We start from the raw sequence: 19,459 nt of genomic DNA, 5'->3' as shown, positions 1-19,459 counted from the left end.
GAGGCGGTTCAGCGGCGTTCGAGGGCTCAGAGGCGTTCGAAGGAACGGCGCAGTTCCCAGTCGGTCACGGCGGCGTCGAAGGCGTCGAGTTCGACGCGGGCCATGTTGCGGTAGTGGGCGACGACCTCGTCGCCGAAGGCGGCCTTGGCGATCTCGCTGGTGTCCCAGAGTTCGGCGGCCTCGCGCAGGGTGGTGGGGACGTGCGCGTACTCGGCGGTGTAGGCGTTCCCGGTGCAGGGCGGGGGGAGTTCCAGCCGCTGCTCGATGCCGTGCAGACCGGCGGCGACCAGGCCGGCCACGGCGAGGTACGGGTTGACGTCGCCGCCGGGGAGGCGGTTCTCGAAGCGGGTGGAGCGGCCGTGGCCGACGACGCGCAGCGAGCAGGTGCGGTTGTCGTGGCCCCAGGCGACGGCGGTGGGCGCGAAGGAGCCGGGCTGGAACCGCTTGTAGGAGTTGATGTTGGGGGCGTAGAGGAGGGAGAAGTCGCGGAGGGCGGCGAGCTGTCCGGCGAGGAAGTGCCGCATGGTCGCGGACATGCCGTGCTCGTCGTCCCCGGCCATCACGTTCTCTCCGTCGGCGTTCTGGAGGGAGAGGTGGATGTGGCAGGAGTTGCCCTCGCGCTCGTTGTACTTCGCCATGAAGGTGAGCGAGTGGCCCTCCTGGGCGGCGATCTCCTTGGCGCCCGTCTTGTAGACGGCGTGCTGGTCGCAGGTGACGAGGGCCTCGTCGTACTTGAAGGCGATCTCGTGCTGGCCGGGGTTGCACTCGCCCTTGGCGGACTCGACGGTGAGTCCGGCGCCGGTCATCTCGTTGCGGATGCGGCGCAGCAGGGGTTCGATGCGTCCGGTACCCAGGACGGAGTAGTCGATGTTGTACTGGTTGGCGGGGGTGAGGCCGCGGTAGTTCGCGTCCCAGGCCTGCTCATAGCTGTCCTTGAAGACGATGAACTCGAGTTCGGTGCCGACGTGGGCGGTCAGGCCGTGTTCCGCGAGGCGCTCCAGCTGGCGGCGGAGGACCTGGCGGGGTGCGGCGACGACGGGGGTGCCGTCGGCCCAGGCGAGGTCCGCCGTCACCATGGCGGTGGCCTCGTTCCAGGGGAGGCGGCGGAGGGTGGTGAGGTCGGCGTGCATCGCGAAGTCGCCGTAGCCGCGGTCCCAGGAGGACATGGCGTAGCCGTCGACGGTGTTCATCTCGGTGTCGACGGCCAGCAGGTAGTTGCAGCCCTCGGTGCCGTGGCCGAGTACCTCGTCCAGGAAGAACGGGGCGGCGAACCGCTTGCCCTGGAGCCGCCCCTGCATGTCGGGGAAGGCCAGGACGACGGTGTCGATCTCGCCGCTCGCGACGAGGGCGCGTAGCTCCTCGACGGCGAGCGGGGGTTTGCGGTCTGCCACGGGATTGCTCCTCCTTCGGCCTGCCGGAAGCCATAAGGTATTGCGGAAGACCATTGCTTGGGAAGGTCCTCGGGAAGGGGAAACGAGAACGTGGCCAGTACGAGTGAATCGGCGGACCGGTTGACGCCCGTGCTGCGGCCGGTGCGGGCGGGCAACGGCTTCGAGGAGGCCCTGGAGCAGATCCTTCAGGTCGTACGGCTCGGTCTGGTGCCCGGCGGGGAGCGACTGCCCGCCGAACGGGAGCTGGCCGACCGGATGGGGATCAGCCGGGTCACGCTGCGCGAGGTGCTCAAGGTCCTCCAGGAGCAGGGCCTGGTGGAGAGCCGGCGCGGCCGGTACGGCGGCACCTTCGTGCTGCCCCGCGTCCAGACGGCCGACGAGGACGAGCTGCGCCGCCGGATCGCCTCGGTCGACATGGAGGACACCCTGCGCTTCCGTGAGGTCCTCGAAGTGGGCGCGGCGGGGCTCTGCGCGGCCCACGGTCTCGACGAGGCGGGCGCCGGGCGGCTGCGGGCCGCCGTGGCGGCGACGCATGACGCCCCGCTGGCCGATTACCGCCGCCAGGACACCCTGCTCCACCTCACGCTCGCCGAGCTGTCCGGCTCGCCGACGCTGACCGCGCAGTACGCGGCCGTGCGGGCGACCGTGAACGATCTGCTCGACTGCATCCCCCTCCTCGTACGCAATCTGGAGCACTCCCAGCACCAGCACACCGCCGTGGTCGACGCGGTGCTCGACGGGGACGCGGACGCGGCGCGCGAGGTGATGCGGGAGCACTGCTCGGGCACGGCGGCGCTGCTGCGGGGCTTCCTGACCTGAGGCACGCGCGCGTGGGGCCCGTGCGCGTGGGGCCCGTGCGCGTGGGGCCCGCGCTCGTGGGGCCCGCGCTCGTGGGGCCCGCGCTCGTGGGCCCGTGCTCGTGGGGCTCGCGCTCGTGCCCGTGCTCGTGGGGCTCGCACTCGTGGGCCCGGCGGCGGGCGCGTAACCCGAAAGTAACGCACGGGGGTTGCGCTCCCCCGTCGGCCACCGCAAAGGTATGGGACCAATCCATTGGGCCCGCTGTGGGGAGCTGACGCTGCCATGACGCTCGAAGACACGACCGGGAGCACACCCGGGGGCACGACCCCGCCGAAGGACGACTACCTGGAACGCCGGGCGCTGCGCCGCGGCAGCGCCGGATGGCTGCTGCTCACCGGACTCGGCGTCGCCTACGTCGTCTCCGGGGACTTCTCCGGCTGGAACATCGGCCTGTCGAAGGGCGGCTTCGGCGGCCTCGCCGTCGCCACCGTCCTGATGGGCGCGATGTACGCCTGTCTCGTCTTCGCGCTCGCCGAACTCTCCGCCATCCTGCCCACCGCGGGCGGTGGTTACGGCTTCGCCCGCCGGGCGCTCGGCACCTGGGGCGGGTTCCTCACCGGGACCGCGATCCTCATCGAGTACGTCCTCGCCCCGGCCGCTATCTCGATCTTCATCGGCGACTACGTCGAGTCCCTCGGCCTCTTCGGCCTGGAGTCCGGCTGGCCCGTCTACCTGGTCTGCTTCGCACTGTTCATCGGGATCCACCTCTGGGGCGTGGGCGAGGCCCTGCGCTTCAGCCTCGTCGTGACGGCCATCGCGGTCGCGGCGCTCGTCGTCTTCGCACTCGGCGCCCTCAGCGACTTCCATGTGGACGGCCTGAACGACATCCCGGTCGACGGTGAGGCCTTCGGCGCCAACTCCTGGCTGCCGTTCGGACTGCTGGGAATCTGGGCCGCCTTCCCCTTCGGCATGTGGTTCTTCCTGGGCGTCGAGGGCGTGCCGCTCGCCGCCGAGGAGGCGAAGGACCCGGTCAGGTCGATGCCGAGGGCGCTCGCGATCTCCATGGGCGTCCTGGTGCTGCTCGCCGTGATGACCTTCTTCGCCGCGACCGGGGCGCGCGGCGCGGCCGCTGTCCAGGAGGCGGGCAACCCCCTCGTCGTGGCGCTCCAGGGCGACGGGGAGCCGACCGCGCTCAGCCGCTTCGTGAACTACGCGGGCCTCGCCGGTCTGGTGGCCTCCTTCTTCTCCCTCATCTACGCCGGCTCGCGCCAGCTCTTCGCGCTCTCCCGGGCGGGCTACCTGCCCCGCTTCCTCTCCCTCACCAGCCGCCGGAAGTCGCCGTACCTCGGGCTGCTCATCCCGGGCGCGATCGGCTTCGCGCTGGCCGCCGGGACCGGCGACGGGGCCCGGATGCTCAACATCGCCGTCTTCGGCGCCACCATCTCCTACGCCCTGATGGCGCTCTCCCACATCGTGCTGCGGCGCCGCGAGCCGGGACTGCACCGGCCGTACCGCACTCCCGGCGGGATCGTGACCTCCTCGGTGGCCTTCGTACTGGCCCTGTCGGCCCTGGTCGCGACCTTCCTGGTGGACCGGACGGCGGCGGTCATGGCGCTCGGGGTGTACGTGATCGCCCTGGCCTACTTCGCGTTCTACAGTCGGCACCATCTGGTGGCCAGGGCGCCCGAGGAGGAGTTCGCGGCGCTCGCCGCGGCCGAGGCCGAACTCGAACGCGACTGATCCCCCCGACGCTCCGCACCCCTGGAGGAACTCCCGTGACCAAGCCGCTCATCGGCGTGACCACCTACCTGGACCAGGCCCGCTGGGGGGTGTGGGACATGCGCGCCGCGCTGCTGCCCGCCCCGTACCCGCGGCTCGTGCGGGAGAGCGGGGGGATCGCGGTGATGCTGCCCCCGGACGGGCCGGAGGCCGCGGCGGTGGTGGTGGCCCGGCTCGACGGGCTGGTCGTCGCGGGCGGTGCGGACGTCGAGCCCGTACGGTACGGGGCCGAGCCCGACCCCCGTACCGGCCCACCGGCCAGGGAGCGGGACTCCTGGGAGCTGGCCCTGATCGACGCGGCGCTCGCCTCGGGGACCCCGTTGCTCGGCATCTGCCGGGGGATGCAGCTCCTGAACGTGGCCCTGGGCGGGACGCTGATCCAGCACCTCGACGGGCATGTGGAGGCGGTCGGGGTGATCGGCCGGCACGCGGTGAAGCCTGTGCCGGGCACCCGGTACGCCTCGCTGGTCCCGGAACTCGCCGAGGTCCCGACGTATCACCACCAGGCGGTGGACCGGCTGGGCGCGGGGCTCGCGCCCTCGGCGCACGCGGAGGACGGCACTGTGGAGGCGGTGGAACTCGCGGCCCCGGCCTGGGTCCTCGGCGTCCAGTGGCATCCGGAGATGGGCGAGGACCTGCGGGTGATGCGGGGCCTGGTCGAGGCGGCGGCAGCGGCGGGCTCGTCGGCGCCGGTGGCATCGGCGGCGTCGGGCGCCGTGGGGCGCGCCTGACGGCGGGTGCGTACGCGCGCGCGTGCGTGCGTTGCGCGGCTCTTGCCGCTCAGACGGCCGCGCGGGCCGCGAGCACCGTGTGGTCGTTCCGCATCCGGAGGGCGTAGAGGGCGGCGGAGACGCCCATGCCGACCGGGAGGGAGAGGTCGATGCCCCCGAGGGCGGCGTCGTCCTCTTCGACGGGGCCGTCGCCATCGCCCTGACCCTGTACGGGCTGCTGGTCTCCAACTTCCTGCCGTCAACACCGTCTCACCGGACCGGTCGCGTCGGATGCGCAGGCCCACGGCCTGGAGAGCGAGTCCGGCGCTGTACGCGGTCAGGGCGTCGATGGCGATGGCGCCGAGGACCAGGGCGAGCAGGAAGACCGGGACGCGAAGGCGGCGGTGGCCGTGGCGGCCAGCGGCCCGGCTGGATCACGGGTCCGCCGGCCGGCTGGGCAGGGCGTCGAGCTGCCCTCAGCCCGTCGGCCGGGGTCGCCGCCCCCCCCCCTCGGCGCAGGGCTCCCGAGCCGCCCCTCAACCCTCCGGCCGGGTCGTCTAGTCGCCCCTCACCCCGCCGGCCGGGCCGTCGAGCCGCCCCTCAACCCGCCGGCCGGGCGCGGGTCAAGGAGAGGAGGTCGCGGGCCGGGCCCGTCGGGCGGTGGCCCGTCGGCCAGACGGCCCGCAGGTCGCGGCGGAGCAGTACCCCCTCCACCGGGATGGCTACCAGCCGCCGCGAGGCCAGTTCCTCGGCGATGGCGAGTTCGCTGAGGACGGCCGGCCCTGCGCCGCTGACGGCGGCGGCCTTCACCGCGGTGGTGGAGGCGAGTTCCAGGAGCGGCTGCGCGAGGCCGCCGTGGGCGGACAGCGCCGCGTCCAGGACCTGTCGGGTCCCCGAGCCCCGCTCCCGCAGGACCAGCGGGGTCGCGGCCAGCTCCGCCGGGTCCACCGGGCCCCGGCGGCGGGCCCACGGGTGCGAGGGGGCCGCGACGACCGCGAGCCGGTCGTGGGCGACGACCACGCCGTCGAGACCCTCGGGCACGGCGAGGCCCTCCACGAAGCCGATGTCCGCCTCGTTGCCGAGGAGCCGTTCCGCGACCACCGCCGAGTTGCCCGCCTGGAGCGATACCGCCGTGTCGGGGCGCTCTGCGCGCAGCGCGATCAGCCAGCCCGGCAGCAGGTACTCGGCGATCGTCATGGACGCGGCGACCCGCAGCCGGGAGTCCCGCCGCCCGCGCAGGGCCTGGGCGCCGGCGTCGAAGGCCTCGGCGGCCTCGACGATACGGCGCGCCCAGTCGGTGACGAGCGCACCCGCGTCGGTGAGCCGTGAGCCCCGGGGCGAACGGTCGACGAGGGCCACGCCGAGCTGTCGTTCCATCGAGCGGATGCGGCTGCTGGCGGCGGGCTGGGTGATGCCGACCTCGCGGGCGGCGGCGCCGAGGCTGCCGTGCCGGGCGACGGCGAGGAGCAGTTCGAGGGCGCCGAGGTCGGGAACCCGATGGTGGAGCTGCGCCTTGACCTCGCCGCCGTACGCCTCACCGGCCCGCGAGCCCCGGACGACCTGACCACCGGACTCGCCCCGCCGCGGCCCGAGCCCGCGAGCCCCCTCGCCGGAGCTCCCGCCACCGGGCGCCGCGCCACCGGATGCACCGCCACCGGGTGTCCCGGCAGTGGACGGACCGCCACCAGGGGTCCCACCTGGAGATGCACCGCCGCCGGCAGTCCCGCCAGGGAATGCCCCGCCACCAGGGCTCCCGCCGCTGGAGGCCCCCCCAGTGGATGCACCACCGCCCGCGATCCCACTGGCCGGCGCCCCGCCGCCACCCGGCCCGCCGCCGGCCGCCCCCTCACCGTTCGTCCCGCTGCCCCGCGTCTCCCAGCTCCTGCTCATAAGGCCAGCTTATGGCGTCATAGCCGCATGATCCCTGGTGGGGGCCCTGGAAGAGGGCGACGGTGGAGGCATGGCAAGCCCCGCACTTCCCCGTCCCGCCCTGCCCGCCCGAGCCCACGAGCCCCGGCCGGTCGTCTCGCCCACCCGTTCCGTCCGTCACCTCGGGCCGAACTGGTACGCCTCCGTGATGGGTACGGCCATCGTGGCCAACGCCGGCGCCGGCCTCCCCTCCGCCGGTCCCGGTCTCCGCACCGTCTGCGCGGCCGTCTGGACGCTCTCGCTCGCGATGCTGCTCGTCCTGCTCGCCGCCCGCGCCACGCACTGGACCCGCCACCGCGACCAGGCCCGCGCCCACCTCCTCGACCCCGCGATGGCGCCGTTCTACGGCTGTCTGTCGATGGCGCTGCTCGCCGTCGGCGGCGGCGCGATGATCGTCGGCCGCGACTGGATCGGGCTCCCCGCCGCCGTCGCGCTGGACACCGTCCTGTTCACCGCGGGCACGGTGATCGGTCTCGCGGCCGCGGTGGTCGTCCCGTACCTGATGGTGGTGCACCACCGGATCGAGGGCGCCTCCCCGGTGTGGCTGCTGCCGGTCGTCGCGCCGATGGTCTCCGCCGCCCTCGGCCCGCTGCTCGTGCCCCATCTGCCGGCCGGGCAGGCCCAGCAGACCCTGCTCATCGCCTGCTGGGCGATGTTCGGCGTCAGTCTGCTCGCGACCCTGGTCATGCTGCCCCTGGTGTTCGGGCGGCTGGTGACCGGCGGGCCGCTGCCGCTCGCGCTCACCCCCACGCTCTTCCTGGTCCTCGGCCCGCTCGGCCAGTCGACGACCGCCGCCAACAAGTTCGCCGACGTGGCCCCGGGCGTGCTGCCCGCCCCGTACGCGCACGGCTTCGCCTCCTTCGCCGTCCTCTACGGCGTGCCCGTCATGGGCTTCGCGCTGCTGTGGCTGGCGCTCGCCGGGGCGATGGTGCTGCGGGCCCGCCGGCAGGGCATGGGCTTCGCGATGACCTTCTGGGCGTTCACCTTCCCGATCGGCACCTGTGTGACCGGCGCCGAGGGGCTCGCCCAGCACACCGGACTCGTCGTCTTCGACGGGCTCGCGGTCTTCCTGTACGCGCTGCTCCTCACGGCCTGGCTGGTGGCCGCGATCCACACCGTGCGCGGTCTCGTCAGCGGTGCGCTGCTCGCAGGGCCCGCGCCAGTGCCTGCGGAGCCTCGGCCAGCGACGGCCCGTACCAGGTGAGTAGTCGCCCGTCGACGAGCGCGGCGGCGGTCCCGGGGAACGCCTCGGGGCCGTCGTCGTGTGTGAAGCGGTAGGGCTCGTCGGGCAGCACGACGAGGTCGGGCGCGGCGGCGCGCAGTTCGTCGAGCGGGAGGCGCGGATAGCGCTCGGGGTGGCCGGCGTACAGGTTCCGGACGCCGAGCCGGGCCAGCAGGTCTCCGGCGAAGGTGTCCCGGCCGAGCACCATCCAGGGGCGGCGCCAGATCGGTACGACGGCGGTGTGCGGCCCCTCCGGGGTGACCGCCGCCCAAGCCTCCTCGGCCTCGTCGAGCCAGCCGGGCCGGCGGGGCGCGCCGCAGGCGGCGAGGACCCGCTCCAGTTCCCGCAGGCCCTGGTCGAGGGTGCGGATCTCGGTGACGAGGAGCTCGGTCCCGGCGGCCCGGAGGGCGGCGAGGTCCGGGGCGCGGTTCTCCTCCTCGTTGGCGAGGACGAGGTCGGGGCGGAGGGCGAGGATCGCGGGGACGTCCGGGTTCTTGGTGCCGCCGACGCGGACGACGTCGAGGCCGGCGGGCCGGACGCACCAGTCGGTGGCACCGACGAGGACGTCGGGCGCGGTGACGGCGACGGCCTCGGTCAGGGAGGGCACGAGGGACACGACCCGGATGGGTGCGTCTCGCCCGGCCCTCATTCCTCCTCGGCCTCGACGTGCTCGGCGACGGCGACGACGAGCAGCCGGGTCCCCGGTTCGGTGGCGCGCCAGCGGTGGCGGACCCCGCCGGAGAGGTAGAGGGTGTCGCCGCGGTCCAGCCGGTAGGCGCGGCCCTCGGCCTCGACCTCGGCGGCGCCGTCGGCCACGTAGAGCAGTTCGTCGTTCCGGTGCTGGAACTCGCGCCCGGCGTCCTGCTCACCGGTGAACTCCAGGGCGTGCAGCTGGTGACGTCCGCGGACGATCGCCCGTACGCCCGCGGGCAGTCCCGGGGAGTGCTCGGCGGCCCGTACGACATCGACGGTACGGGCGGCCTCGGCGGCGGCGAGGAGTTCGCCGGAGGTGGTCTCCAGGGCCTCCGCGACGAGTTCGAGGGACCGGCGGCTGGGCCGGGCGCGGTCGTTCTCGACCTGGCTGAGGAACGGCACGGAGAGGCCGCTGCGCGAGGAGACGACGGCCAGCGTGAGCTGGAGCGCTCTGCGCCGCCTCTTGACGGCCGCGCCCACGCGGGGTGATTCCTTCTCGTCCATGTCGGCTCCCTCCCTCGTGCCTCGTGCGCATCCGTACCGGTCGGTTACCTGAACCTTACGCAGCTTTGGGGCGGGGTTTCGCGTCGTGACGAAATGGGGTGGCCGCCGAACACGTTCGGCGACCACCCCATTTCGGACAGAAGTCGGCTGTCCTCCCCCGGTACTACTGCGGCGCGAGCTTCTCCGCGAGGCCCGGGTTGGCGTCCAGCCAGGTGCGGACGGCCTCCTGCTCCTTGCCCTTGCCGGTCTTCTGGATGACGGCTTCGAGGTCCGTGAGCTGCTTCTCGGTGAGCTCGAAGTTCTTCAGCCAGGCGCCGACCTCGGGGTTCTCGGCGGCGAATCCCTTACGGGCGAGGGTGTGGACGCCGTCGCCCTTGCCCCAGGAACCCTTGGGGTCGGCGAGCTTCTTGAGGTCGTGGGCGGAGTAGGCCCAGTGCGGGGACCAGAGGGTGACGACGACCGGTTCCTTGCGCTCGTAGGCGCGCTTCAGCTCGGCGAGCATGCCGGGCGTGGAGCCGTCGACGACCTCGTACTCGCCCTCGAGGCCGTACTCCTTGAGGACCTTGTCCTTGAGGATGCCCATCATTCCGGCGCTCGGCTCGATGCCGATGATCCGGCCCTTGAACCGGCCCGACTTGCCCTTGAGGTCGGCGAGGGAGTCGACGCCCTTCACGTACGAGGGGACGGAGAGCTCCAGGGAGGTGGGGCCGTACCAGGAGCCGAGGTCCTCCAGCTTGTTCTGGTACTTCTTCCAGTACTGCTCGTGCGTGACGGGCAGCCAGGAGTCGGTCTGGAAGTCGAGCTGACCGCCGGCCAGGCCCGTGTAGAGCGCGCCGGCCTCCAGCTGCTTGGTGTCGACCTCGTACCCCCGGCGCTCCAGGAGTTCCTTCCAGAGGTACGTGGAGGCGATGCCCTCGTCCCAGGGGATGTAGCCGATGTTGATCTTCTTGCCGTGGCCGCTGTTCTTGCCCGCGGCGGCGGTGGAGGTCGCGCCGCCGGAGCCGAGGAAGCCCATGCCGCCGGCCACCAGGGCGAGCACGACGACGCCGACGAGGGCGGCGACGGGCTGCGGGCGGTGGGCCCAGATCTTCGCCCCGGGCCGCTTGGCGCCGAGCGCGGCGCGCGCCTTGGCGGCGGCGCGGCGGCCCAGCGGGGAGACCTGGCGGCCGAGGGCGCCGGTCATCCGGTCCAGGTACATGGCGAGGACGACGATGGAGACGCCGGCCTCGAAGCCGAGGCCGATGTCGACGTTGCCGATGGCGCGGTAGACGGCGCCGCCGAGACCGCCGCCGCCGACCATGCCGGCGATGACGACCATCGAGAGGCCCAGCATGATGACCTGGTTGACGCCGGCCATGATCGTCGGCAGGGCGAGCGGCAGCTGTACGCGGAGCAGCGTGTTGCGCGGGGTGGTACCGAAGGCCTCGGCGGCCTCGACCAGTTCGCCGTCGACCTGCCGGATGCCCAGCTCCGTCATCCGTACGCCCGGGGGCAGCGCGAAGACGATCGTGGCGATGATGCCGGGGACCACACCGACACCGAAGAAGATGATGCCGGGGATGAGGTAGACCATCGCGGGCATGGTCTGCATGAAGTCGAGGACCGGCCGCAGCACGGCGCTGACCGTCTTGGAGCGGGCGGCCCAGATGCCGAGCGGTACGGCGATCACCAGGGTCACCAGGGTGGCGACGAGCACGAGCGACAGCGTCGCCATGGCCTCGTCCCACAGCTGGACCGAGTCGACGAGCGCGAACCCGGCGAAGGCGAGGACACCGGCGGCGAGGCCGCGCAGCCACCAGGCGACGACGGCGAGGATGCCGGCGAAGAGCAGCGGCTGGGGCGCGGACAGGACGGCGTCGATGCCGTCGTAGAGACCGGTGACACCGGTGCTGACGGCGTCGAACAGCCAGGAGAACTGGGCCTGGAGCCAGTCGACGGCACTGTCGACCCAGTCACCGAGGGGGAGCCTAGGCACCGGCGGTCACCTCCTTGCCCTTGGCGGGCTGGGCATGCGGCGCGCCGGTACCGCCCATGACGGCGAGGAGGCGTTCGGTCGGTACGACTCCGAGGACGGAGCCCTCGGCGTCCTCGACGGTCACCGGGTGCGGGGCCAGGGCGGCGACGGCGCACAGGTCGGCGACGAGCGTGTCCGGCCCGACGGCGCGGCAGGCACAGCCGTCGGGGCAGTCGGCCGGGGCGACACCCTCGGCCATGACGGCGGAGGCGGTGAGCACCCGGGAGCGGTCGACGTCCTGGATGAAGGAGGCCACGTAGTCGTCGGCGGGGCGGACGAGGATGTCCTCGGCGGTGCCGAGCTGCACGATCCGGCCGTCGCGCATGACGGCGATCCGGTCGCCGAGGCGCATGGCCTCGTTGAGGTCGTGGGTGATGAAGACGATGGTCTTCTTCAGCCGCTGCTGGAGCACGAGGAGCTGGTCCTGCATGTCGCGGCGGATGAGCGGGTCTAGCGCGCTGAAGGACTCGTCCATGAGGAGCAGGTCGGCGTCGGTGGCGAGGGCGCGGGCCAGACCGACCCGCTGCTGCATGCCGCCGGACAGTTCGTCGGGCCAGGACTTCTCCCAGCCGGCGAGACCGCACAGCTCCAGGGCCTCGGCGGCCCGGGTCTCGCGCTCGGCGCGCGGGACGCCCTGCACCTCCAGGCCGTAGCCGGCGTTCTCCAGAACGTTCCGGTGCGGGAAGAGCGCGAAGTGCTGGAAGACCATGCTGATCTTGGTGGAACGGACCGTGCGCAGGTCGCGGGGGGACAGCGCGGTGAGGTCACGTCCATCGAAGAGGACCCGGCCGGCGGTGGGTTCGAGCAGGCCGTTGAGCATGCGCAGCAGGGTGGACTTGCCGGACCCGGAGAGCCCCATCACGACGAAGATCTGGCCGGGCTCGACGGTGAAACCGGCGTCCACGACGGCTGCTGTCGTCCCCTCGGCGCGCAGCTCCTCGCGGTCGGCACCGTCGACGAGCCTGCGGACGGCCTCGTCGGGTCGTCTGCCGAACACCTTGAACAGATGGTCGGCCTGGAGCCTGGACACATAAACCTCACGGGTAGCAACGAGAACGGCCCCACCACCCCCGCGTGGCTGGGCCGTGGAGCGGGCGGGATCTGCCCGCGGGCCCGTCGCGTACGGGGATTCCTTGGTTGAATTCCGTACCGGGTTCCGCTCCGGGCTCGCGCCTGCCCCCCTTCACGGGGTGCAAACGCAAAGGTGACGGGGGTCACGTGGAGCTGCCCGCTGCGCAGCGGGCACGGGGGTCACGTGGAGCTGCCCGCTGCGCAGCGGGGAGCCCGGTCGGCGGGCCTGTCGCACGGAGGGGCTGTCGCTGAGGGTGTCGACGGGCGGGCCGGTCGTGCGAAGAGGACCATCGGTGAGGGCGCCGACGGGCAGGCCTGTCGCGCAGCCGGGACTGTCGGTGGGGTGCGGCATGATCGGGGTGTGACGCGACGCCTGATGCTCCTCGACACCGCCAGCCTCTACTTCCGCGCCTACTTCGGGGTGCCGGACTCCGTCCGGGCCCCCGACGGCTCCCCCGTGAACGCCGTGCGCGGACTGCTCGACTTCATCACCCGGCTCGTCCAGGACCACCACCCCGACGACCTGGTGGCCTGCTGGGACGACGACTGGCGCCCGCAGTGGCGGGTGGACCTGATCCCCTCCTACAAGGCGCACCGGGTCGCCGTCGAGACGGAGACCGGCCCGGACGAGGAGGAGATCCCGGACACCCTGTCCCCGCAGGTGCCGGTGATCGAGGAGGTCCTCGCGGCGCTCGGCATCGCGCGGATCGGCGCGGCGGGGTACGAGGCGGACGACGTGATCGGCACGCTGGCGGGTCGCGCCGAGGGCCCCGTGGACATCGTCACCGGCGACCGGGACCTCTTCCAGCTGGTGAACGACGCGCGGGGCGTGCGCGTGCTGTACCCGCGCAAGGGCGTCGGTGACTGCGACCTGGTGGACGCGGAACTGATCCGCACGAAGTACGGGGTGCGCCCCGACCAGTACGCGGACTTCGCCGCCCTGCGCGGGGACGCCAGCGACGGCCTGCCCGGCGTGAAGGGCATCGGCGAGAAGACGGCGGCGCAGCTGATCACGGAGTACGGGGACCTGGCGGGCGTGCGGGCCGCCGCCGAGGACCGTACGTCGAAGCTGACGCCGGCCAAGCGGCGCGGGATCGTGGAAGCGGCGGCGTACCTGGACGTCGCGCCGACGGTGGTCAGGGTCGCCGGGGACGTACCGCTGCCGGAGTTCGACCCGGCGCTGCCGACGGCTCCGCGCGACATGGCGGCCCTGGAGGCGCTGGTGAAGCGCTGGGGTCTCGGCGGGGCGGTGGGCCGCCTGCTGCCGGTGCTCGACCGCTGACGGGGCCGACAGCCGGAGAGAGGGGCTCGCGAGGCGGCCGAGCGGGGCCGGTGGCCGACGGGATCACACGGCCCTCCCCTGGGCGGCGTAACCTGGAGATGCTAGCTTAGGCATACCTAAGTACGTCGAGTCAGGAGAGCCCCTCGTGGCAGAGCAGCCCCGCAAGGCACCGAAGGCCACCGAAGCACGCGTGGTGCGCACCGAGCGGATCACCCCGCACATGGTGCGGGTGGTGCTGGGCGGTCCCGGACTCGACGGCTTCGAGATCGGCGCGTACACCGACCACTACGTGAAGCTGCTGTTCGCCCCCGAGGGCGTCGCCTACCCGGAGCCGTTCGACATGGACCGGATCCGGGCGGAGTTCCCCCGGGAGCAGTGGCCGACGACGAGGACGTACACGGTACGGGCCTGGGACCCGGTCCACCGGGAGCTGACCGTCGACTTCGTCGTCCACGGCGACGAGGGTCTCGCGGGGCCGTGGGCCGCCCGGGCCACGGCGGGCGAGACGGTCCGCTTCCTCGGCCCCGGCGGCGGCTACGCGCCGGACCCGACGGCGGACTGGCATCTGCTCGCGGGCGACGAGAGCGCGCTCCCGGCCATCGCCGTCGCCCTGGAGGCACTGCCCGCCGGGGCGCGGGTGCACGCGTTCGTGGAGATCGCGGACGCCGCCGAGGAGCAGAAGTTCGCGACGGAGGACGGCATCCACGTCACCTGGCTGCACCGGGGCGACCGGCCGGGGGGCGAGGCCCTCGTCGAGGCCGTGCGCAACCTGGATTTCCCGGCCGGCGACGTCCACGCCTTCGTCCACGGCGAGGCGGGCTCCGTGAAGGAACTCCGCCGCCACCTGCGCCTGGACCGCGAGATCCCGCGCGAACGCCTGTCGATCTCGGGCTACTGGCGCATCGGCAAGTCGGACGAGGCCTGGCGCGCGATCAAGCGCGAGTGGAACGACCAGGTGGAACGCGAACAGGAGAACTGAGCGACGGGCGGGCCCTGGGGGCCCGTTGAGGCCGGGCTGAGTCCGGGCTGAGGCCAGGTTGAGGCCGGGCTGAGGCGAGGTTGAGGCCGGGCTGAGGCCAGGCCGGGGGCGGGGCGCAGGCGGGAAGCCGGCGTTCCCGCCCCCGGCCTCACGCTCCCCGCCGCCTCCCACCGACCCATCCGGCGCGCCCCGCCTCCTCCCGCTCTCCCGCCCCGTCACCTTCCCGACCCCTCTCCCCCTCTACGTCGCCCGGCCGAACGCGCGGTCAGAGGCGTCCGTCTGGGCCAGGCGGCGCAGGGCCGAGAAGATCGCGTCGCCGATGACCGTGCCGACGACGACGCTCTCCACCAGTTCCTCGCGCGCCACATGGTGCGCCACGTAGTCCAGGTCCGCCCGCGCCACCCGCTCGGCGGCGTCCGCGTACGTGTCCAGCACCTCGTCGAACCCGCCGTGACCGACGTCCTCCAGCGCCGCGAGGGCCGTCGCCAGCGCTTCCGTGGCAGGGGCGCCCTCATACACCCGCCAGCCGCGCGCGGAGATCAGGGCGGCGACCTTCTCGCGCGCCTCCTCCATGCCGGCTCCCGGCTCCCGCTCGTAGCGCGGCACCATCCGGCTTGCCGCCTCGCCGAGCAGCTTGTGCACCGACCTCTCGGGGTCGTCGACCGCGACGATCACCTCACGGATGCCGGCGACCGACAGACCGCCGACATCGAGGAGCGCCCGGATCAGGCGGAGGCGCTGGGCATGCGGCTCCCCGTACGCCGCCTGGTTGGGGCTCGTCAGCTCTCCGGGCGGCAGCAGCCCCTCCCGTACGTAGAACTTGATCGTCGGCACGGACACCCCGGTCCTGCGACTCAACTCTCCGATGCGCACCGCGTGTTCACCTTCCTGATCTTGCTCCGGCCTTGCCGACCGACACGCCCATCATAGATAGTGGCGCTATCAGATAGCGGGAAGTGCCGCTATCCATACATCCCACGGGGGGATCCCCATGTCTTCGCCCGGCCCACTCACCAAGCTGCACCGACCGCTGGTCCGGTTCGCCGCCTCCATGGTCGTCCTCGCGCTTGTCTCCGCCGTCGGTATCGTCGTCGACGACCGCGTCCTGGTCGGCGTCCCGATCTGGACCAAGCCCTTCAAGTTCTCGGTCTCGTTCGTCGCCTACGCGCTCTCCCTCGCCTGGATGCTCTCCCTGCTCCCCCGGGGCCGGCGGGTCGGCTGGTGGGCCGGGACGGTGGTCGCCGTCATGAGCGCCGGCGAGATGGTGCTCATCACCCTCCAGGTGATCCGGGGCACCCAGAGCCACTTCAACCACGCCACCCCCTTCGACAACGCCGTCTTCCAGCTCATGGGCGGCACCGTCGCCGTGCTGTGGCTGGGCGCCCTGGTCATCGCCGTCCTCCTGCTCCGGGCCCGAATACTCGACGGCGCCATGGCCTGGGCCGTCCGGCTCTCCTCGCTGATCGCCCTGGCGGGCGCGGCCGTGGGCTTCGTGATGGTGCAGCCGACGCCGGATCAGCTGGCCGTCCCCGACTCCCCGATCCAGGGCGCCCACGCCGTCGGGATCCCGGACGGCGGCCCGTCGATGCCGCTGACCGGCTGGGCCAGCACCGGTGGCGACCTCCGGGTGGCCCACTTCTTCGGGATGCACGCGCTCCAGGCGCTCCCGCTCCTGCTGATCGCCCTGGGCCTGCTCGCGCCCCGCTTCGCCCGCCTGGCCGACGAGCGCGTACGGCTCCGGCTCACGCTCACGGCCTCGGGGGCGTACGCGGCGACCTTCGTCCTGCTGGCCTGGCAGGCACTGCGCGGGCAGGCCCTGCTCTCGCCGGACGGCGCGACGCTGGCCGGCGCAGGCGCGATCGTGCTGCTGGGCGCAGCTACCACCGCGCTCTCCCTCCGCACCGGCGCCCCCACCGCCGCCCGCGCCGAGGAGGTCAGGGCATGACCGGCTTCCTCTTCGAGCTGGCCTTCCTCCTCGCGGCGCCCGTCTGGCTGCTGATGATCCTCGCCCCGTCCTGGCGGATCACCGAGCGCGTGGCGGCCTCTCCCTTCACGGTCCTGCCGCTCCTGGTCCTGTGGGCGGTCCTCGCCGCCCCCGTCCTGCCCGAACTGTGGACCGCGGTCAGCAGCCCCGACATCGACACGTTCCGCGAGCTGACGGCGCTCGCGGGCGGAGCCGGCGCGATCTGGGCGCAGGTCATCGCCTGGGACCTGCTGCTCGGCCAGTGGATGTACCGAGAGGCCCGCCGGCTGTCCGTACCGCCCCTGCTGATGGCCCCTCTGCTCGTCCTGACGATCCTCCTCTCCCCCATCGGCCTCCCGCTGTTCCTGGTGGTCCGTGCGGTATGGACGGCCAGAAAATCCCGGGAACAGTCGCCCGAACTCGCCCTACGCTGACCGCATGCCCCTCCTCGACCGCACCGACCGCGCCCAGGGCGCCGTCCTCGGTTCAGCCGTGGGCGACGCCCTGGGCGCCCCTTTCGAGTTCGGGCTCCCGGGCGTCTTCCGAGAGCGATTCCCCGACGGAGTAGGGGAGTTGTGCGGGGGTGGCGGCTGGGATCCGGGCGAGGCGACGGACGACACGCAGATGGCCGTCCTCGTCGGCGAGTCGCTCCTCGAACGGGGCGGCCTCGACCTCCCCGACCTCTTCGCCCGGTTCCGCCGCTGGGCGGCGGCCGATCCCAAGGACATCGGTCTCCTCACCGAACAGGTCCTGCTCGGCGGGGACCCCTGGGACCTCGCGGCCTCGCTCCACTTCCAGGTCAACGGCCGGGGCGCGGGGAACGGCGCCCTGATGCGGGCCTCGACCTCCGCAGTCCGCTTCGCGGCGCGGGGACGCACCGCGACGATGGACGCCGCCCGCCGGATCGCCGCCCTGACCCACGGCGACGGCGCGGCCTGGGAGGGCACCGCGATCCTCCACGACCTGGTCCGGGTCGCCCTGCTCGGCGAGGACCCGCTCACCGCCCTCCCCGCGACCCTGGCCGAGGTCGCCCCGGCGCACCGCGAGCGCTGGGCGATCGTCCTCGCCCCGGACTGGCACCCGGACCAGGCCACCGAGTTCAACGGCGCGGTCTGGCCCTGCCTCGGTTCGGCGCTGTGGGCGCTGCGCACGACCGCCTCCTTCGAGGAGGCCCTCGTCGCGGCGGTCGATCTGGGCGGCGACACCGACACGGTGGCGGCCGTCACCGGCATGCTCGCGGGCACCGTCTACGGCGCGTCCGCGATCCCCACCCGCTGGACGTCCACCCTGCACGTCCCCCTGCCGGGCTCGGCCGGCCGAGTCCTCCGCACCGACGACCTCCGAGCCCTGGCCATCTCCCTCACAGCCCCGCGCTGAACTCCCCTTCCCATCCCGCCGCCCAGCCGCGCCCCGCACCTCACTGAATGAACGTCAGGTCCTCGCCCGGACCGTCGCCAGCACCTCGCGGTCCGGCTGCAGCGTGAGACTCGGGACTGGGAGGACTTCCTCCGGGGTCAGGTCCAGGTGGTAGCGGCGGGCGAGGACCGCGAGGACCAGGACCGCTTCGACCAGGGCGAAGCGGGTGCCGAGGCAGACCCGGGGGCCGCCGCCGAAGGGGAACCAGGCGTACTCGGGTATCTCCTCGGCCGGCCCGTCGTCCGTATCCATCCAGCGCTCGGGGCGGAACTCCTCGGCGTCCCCGTACCAGCGGGGGTCCCGGTGGGTCGCCCACTGGCTCGACCAGACGCGAGTGCCGGCGGGGACGGGCATGCCGCCCAGGGTGGCGCCCTCCTTCGCCAGGCCCGTGATCAGCCAGATCGTGGGGTACAGGCGGAGGGTCTCCTTGATGACCGCCTGGGTGTACGTCAGGGAGGCGTAGTCGTCGTAGCCGGGTTCGTGGTCGGCGAGGACCCGGTCGAGTTCCTCGGCGAGGGCGTCACGGACCCGGGGGTTGCGGGAGAGCAGGTACCAGGCCCAGACGAGCGTGGAGCTGGTGGTCTCGTGGCCGCCGATGTAGAGCGTGACCGTCTCGTCGCGGATCTCCTGGTCGGAGAGGGCCGCGCCGGTCTCGTCCCGGGCGGCCAGCAGCCGGCTGAGCAGGTCCGGGCGTTCGGTCTCGCCGTCGCGGTGCTGGGACACCACCCGGGAGACCTCCGCGTCGATCACGGCGGTCGCCCGCTTGATGCGCGCACGGCCAGGGGTCGGGACCCAGTCGGGGAGCACCGCTCCGAGGCCGCTGAACTCGGCCCCGATCTCCTTCTGCGCGATGTCCATCGCCTGTCCGATGGCTTCGGCGTCGGCGGCGGTGTCGACGCCGAAGATGGTCCGGACGGCGACGAGTTGGGTGAGGGCCGCCATCTCCTTCTTGACGTCGACCTGCTCGCCGTCGGCCCACCGGTCGGCGAGGGCGACGGCGCACTCGGCCATGGTCGCCGCGTAGGACCGGACCTGCTTCGGGCGGACGGAGGGCTGCACCAGGGACCGCTTGCGACGCCAGTCGGCGCCCTTGGAGACGATGACGCCGTCGCCCAGGAGCGTACGGAAGGCGATGCCCAGGTCGGGCTGGTCGAAGGTGCGCTCGACCTCGGTGAGCAGTTCGCCGACGTTGTCCGGGTGGGCGATGAAGAGGCAGGGCTTGTTGCCGAAGCGCCAGCGGACGAAGTCGCCGCGACCCCGGAGCTGTTCGAAGAAGGCGAGCGGGTCCTTGCCGAAGGCCGGCAGGTTCCCCAGGAGGGGTACCCCTCGCGGCCCTTCGACGATGTCCGGTGTCGGCTGCGCCGTCTCGCCGCGTGCCCCGGCGTCCGGACCGGCTTGCGTGGTCATCTGCGTCCCCTCCCCAACTGGCCTTCCCCGTGTGCGAGTCCATGCAAGCGGAAGCGTCCACCCGTGCGCCACCCCTGTGGACAACGCCCTGTGGACAGACGCCGTGCGGGATGCGGCAAGAGGGGCCGAACGCACCGGGTGCCCGTGGCGTGATCGCCACGGGCGCCCGGCCGAACGCACTCCCAGGAGGAAAGCGGGTCCGGACGGGAGCGGTCCGGACGGGTGAGCGGTCCGGACGGGTGAGCGGTCCGGACGGGTGAGCGGTCCGGACGGGTGAGCGGTGCGGACGGGTGAGCGGTCC

At 73.0% G+C, this 19,459-nt stretch carries 17 protein-coding genes; 9 read left to right on the top strand and 8 right to left on the bottom strand.

Features of this window, described 5'->3' with window-relative positions:
- Positions 1 to 26: 26 nt before the first annotated feature.
- On the bottom strand, positions 27 to 1,391 hold the full coding sequence (locus tag ABT154_RS10760; protein ID WP_351855527.1) for a glutamine synthetase family protein: 1,365 nt from the start codon (positions 1,389 to 1,391) through the stop codon (positions 27 to 29).
- 90 nt (positions 1,392 to 1,481) lie between these two features.
- Here ABT154_RS10760 and ABT154_RS10755 point away from each other — a divergent pair, with 90 nt between their 5' ends.
- The 3 genes from ABT154_RS10755 (at position 1,482) to ABT154_RS10745 (ending at position 4,699) form a co-directional block, all read left to right on the top strand.
- A complete protein-coding gene (locus ABT154_RS10755) occupies positions 1,482 to 2,210 on the top strand; it encodes a FadR/GntR family transcriptional regulator (RefSeq protein WP_351855524.1) in 729 nt (242 codons plus the stop codon).
- A gap of 261 nt (positions 2,211 to 2,471) precedes the next feature.
- Complete coding sequence (gene eat, locus ABT154_RS10750; RefSeq protein WP_351855522.1) at positions 2,472 to 3,929, top strand: ethanolamine permease; 1,458 nt, start codon at positions 2,472 to 2,474, stop codon at positions 3,927 to 3,929.
- A 35-nt stretch (positions 3,930 to 3,964) separates the two neighbouring features.
- A complete protein-coding gene (locus tag ABT154_RS10745; RefSeq protein ID WP_351855520.1) occupies positions 3,965 to 4,699 on the top strand; it encodes a gamma-glutamyl-gamma-aminobutyrate hydrolase family protein in 735 nt (244 codons plus the stop codon).
- 579 nt (positions 4,700 to 5,278) lie between these two features.
- Here the strand turns inward: ABT154_RS10745 and ABT154_RS10735 are convergent.
- Positions 5,279 to 6,148, bottom strand: a complete 870-nt coding sequence (locus ABT154_RS10735) for a LysR family transcriptional regulator (protein ID WP_056567144.1) — start codon at positions 6,146 to 6,148, stop codon at positions 5,279 to 5,281.
- Between the two features lie 490 nt (positions 6,149 to 6,638).
- Here ABT154_RS10735 and ABT154_RS10730 point away from each other — a divergent pair, with 490 nt between their 5' ends.
- Entirely contained in the window at positions 6,639 to 7,811 is a 1,173-nt protein-coding gene (locus ABT154_RS10730; RefSeq protein WP_351855517.1) for a TDT family transporter, read from the top strand.
- Here the strand turns inward: ABT154_RS10730 and ABT154_RS10725 are convergent.
- The 4 genes from ABT154_RS10725 to ABT154_RS10710 form a co-directional block, all read right to left on the bottom strand.
- The gene (locus ABT154_RS10725; protein WP_351855515.1) at positions 7,738 to 8,478 is read right to left on the bottom strand and encodes a helical backbone metal receptor; all 741 of its coding nucleotides are present in this window, start codon (positions 8,476 to 8,478) and stop codon (positions 7,738 to 7,740) included. The genes ABT154_RS10730 and ABT154_RS10725 overlap by 74 nt on opposite strands.
- Positions 8,475 to 9,026 (bottom strand): helix-turn-helix domain-containing protein, encoded by a 552-nt coding sequence (locus ABT154_RS10720; RefSeq protein ID WP_351855513.1) that lies wholly within the window; start codon positions 9,024 to 9,026, stop codon positions 8,475 to 8,477. Before ABT154_RS10720 ends, ABT154_RS10725 begins: the two co-directional genes overlap by 4 nt.
- 163 nt (positions 9,027 to 9,189) lie before the next feature.
- A complete protein-coding gene (locus ABT154_RS10715) occupies positions 9,190 to 11,001 on the bottom strand; it encodes an ABC transporter permease/substrate binding protein (protein WP_351855510.1) in 1,812 nt (603 codons plus the stop codon).
- Positions 10,994 to 12,070 (bottom strand): quaternary amine ABC transporter ATP-binding protein, encoded by a 1,077-nt coding sequence (locus ABT154_RS10710; protein ID WP_351855507.1) that lies wholly within the window; start codon positions 12,068 to 12,070, stop codon positions 10,994 to 10,996. Before ABT154_RS10710 ends, ABT154_RS10715 begins: the two co-directional genes overlap by 8 nt.
- Before the next feature lie 417 nt (positions 12,071 to 12,487).
- On the opposite strand from ABT154_RS10710, the gene ABT154_RS10705 reads away from it, so the two are divergent.
- Both ABT154_RS10705 and ABT154_RS10700 read left to right on the top strand, forming a co-directional pair.
- Positions 12,488 to 13,393: a 5'-3' exonuclease gene (locus tag ABT154_RS10705; RefSeq protein ID WP_351855795.1), complete on the top strand. Its 906-nt coding sequence runs from the start codon at positions 12,488 to 12,490 to the stop codon at positions 13,391 to 13,393.
- A gap of 145 nt (positions 13,394 to 13,538) precedes the next feature.
- On the top strand, positions 13,539 to 14,372 hold the full coding sequence (locus tag ABT154_RS10700) for a siderophore-interacting protein (RefSeq protein ID WP_351855504.1): 834 nt from the start codon (positions 13,539 to 13,541) through the stop codon (positions 14,370 to 14,372).
- Between the two features lie 240 nt (positions 14,373 to 14,612).
- Here the strand turns inward: ABT154_RS10700 and ABT154_RS10695 are convergent, their stop codons facing one another.
- On the bottom strand, positions 14,613 to 15,245 hold the full coding sequence (locus tag ABT154_RS10695; protein ID WP_351855501.1) for a MerR family transcriptional regulator: 633 nt from the start codon (positions 15,243 to 15,245) through the stop codon (positions 14,613 to 14,615).
- A 118-nt stretch (positions 15,246 to 15,363) separates the two neighbouring features.
- Between ABT154_RS10695 and ABT154_RS10690 the strand changes: the two genes are divergently transcribed.
- From ABT154_RS10690 to ABT154_RS10680, 3 genes are read left to right on the top strand one after another with little or no spacing between them, the layout of a single operon-like run.
- Complete coding sequence (locus tag ABT154_RS10690; protein WP_351855499.1) at positions 15,364 to 16,317, top strand: hypothetical protein; 954 nt, start codon at positions 15,364 to 15,366, stop codon at positions 16,315 to 16,317.
- Complete coding sequence (locus tag ABT154_RS10685) at positions 16,314 to 16,769, top strand: ABA4-like family protein (RefSeq protein ID WP_351855496.1); 456 nt, start codon at positions 16,314 to 16,316, stop codon at positions 16,767 to 16,769. Before ABT154_RS10690 ends, ABT154_RS10685 begins: the two co-directional genes overlap by 4 nt.
- Positions 16,770 to 16,773: 4 nt before the next feature.
- Positions 16,774 to 17,712, top strand: coding sequence for an ADP-ribosylglycohydrolase family protein (locus tag ABT154_RS10680; protein ID WP_351855494.1), 939 nt, complete (start codon positions 16,774 to 16,776; stop codon positions 17,710 to 17,712).
- Between the two features lie 54 nt (positions 17,713 to 17,766).
- Here the strand turns inward: ABT154_RS10680 and ABT154_RS10675 are convergent, their stop codons facing one another.
- Complete coding sequence (locus ABT154_RS10675) at positions 17,767 to 19,158, bottom strand: cytochrome P450 (RefSeq protein WP_351855492.1); 1,392 nt, start codon at positions 19,156 to 19,158, stop codon at positions 17,767 to 17,769.
- Positions 19,159 to 19,459 lie beyond the last annotated feature (301 nt).

The sequence above is a fragment of the Streptomyces sp. NPDC001728 genome, from assembly GCF_040297565.1.
GTDB lineage: Bacteria > Actinomycetota > Actinomycetes > Streptomycetales > Streptomycetaceae > Streptomyces.
This window is presented reverse-complemented; position numbering and strand designations above follow the sequence as displayed.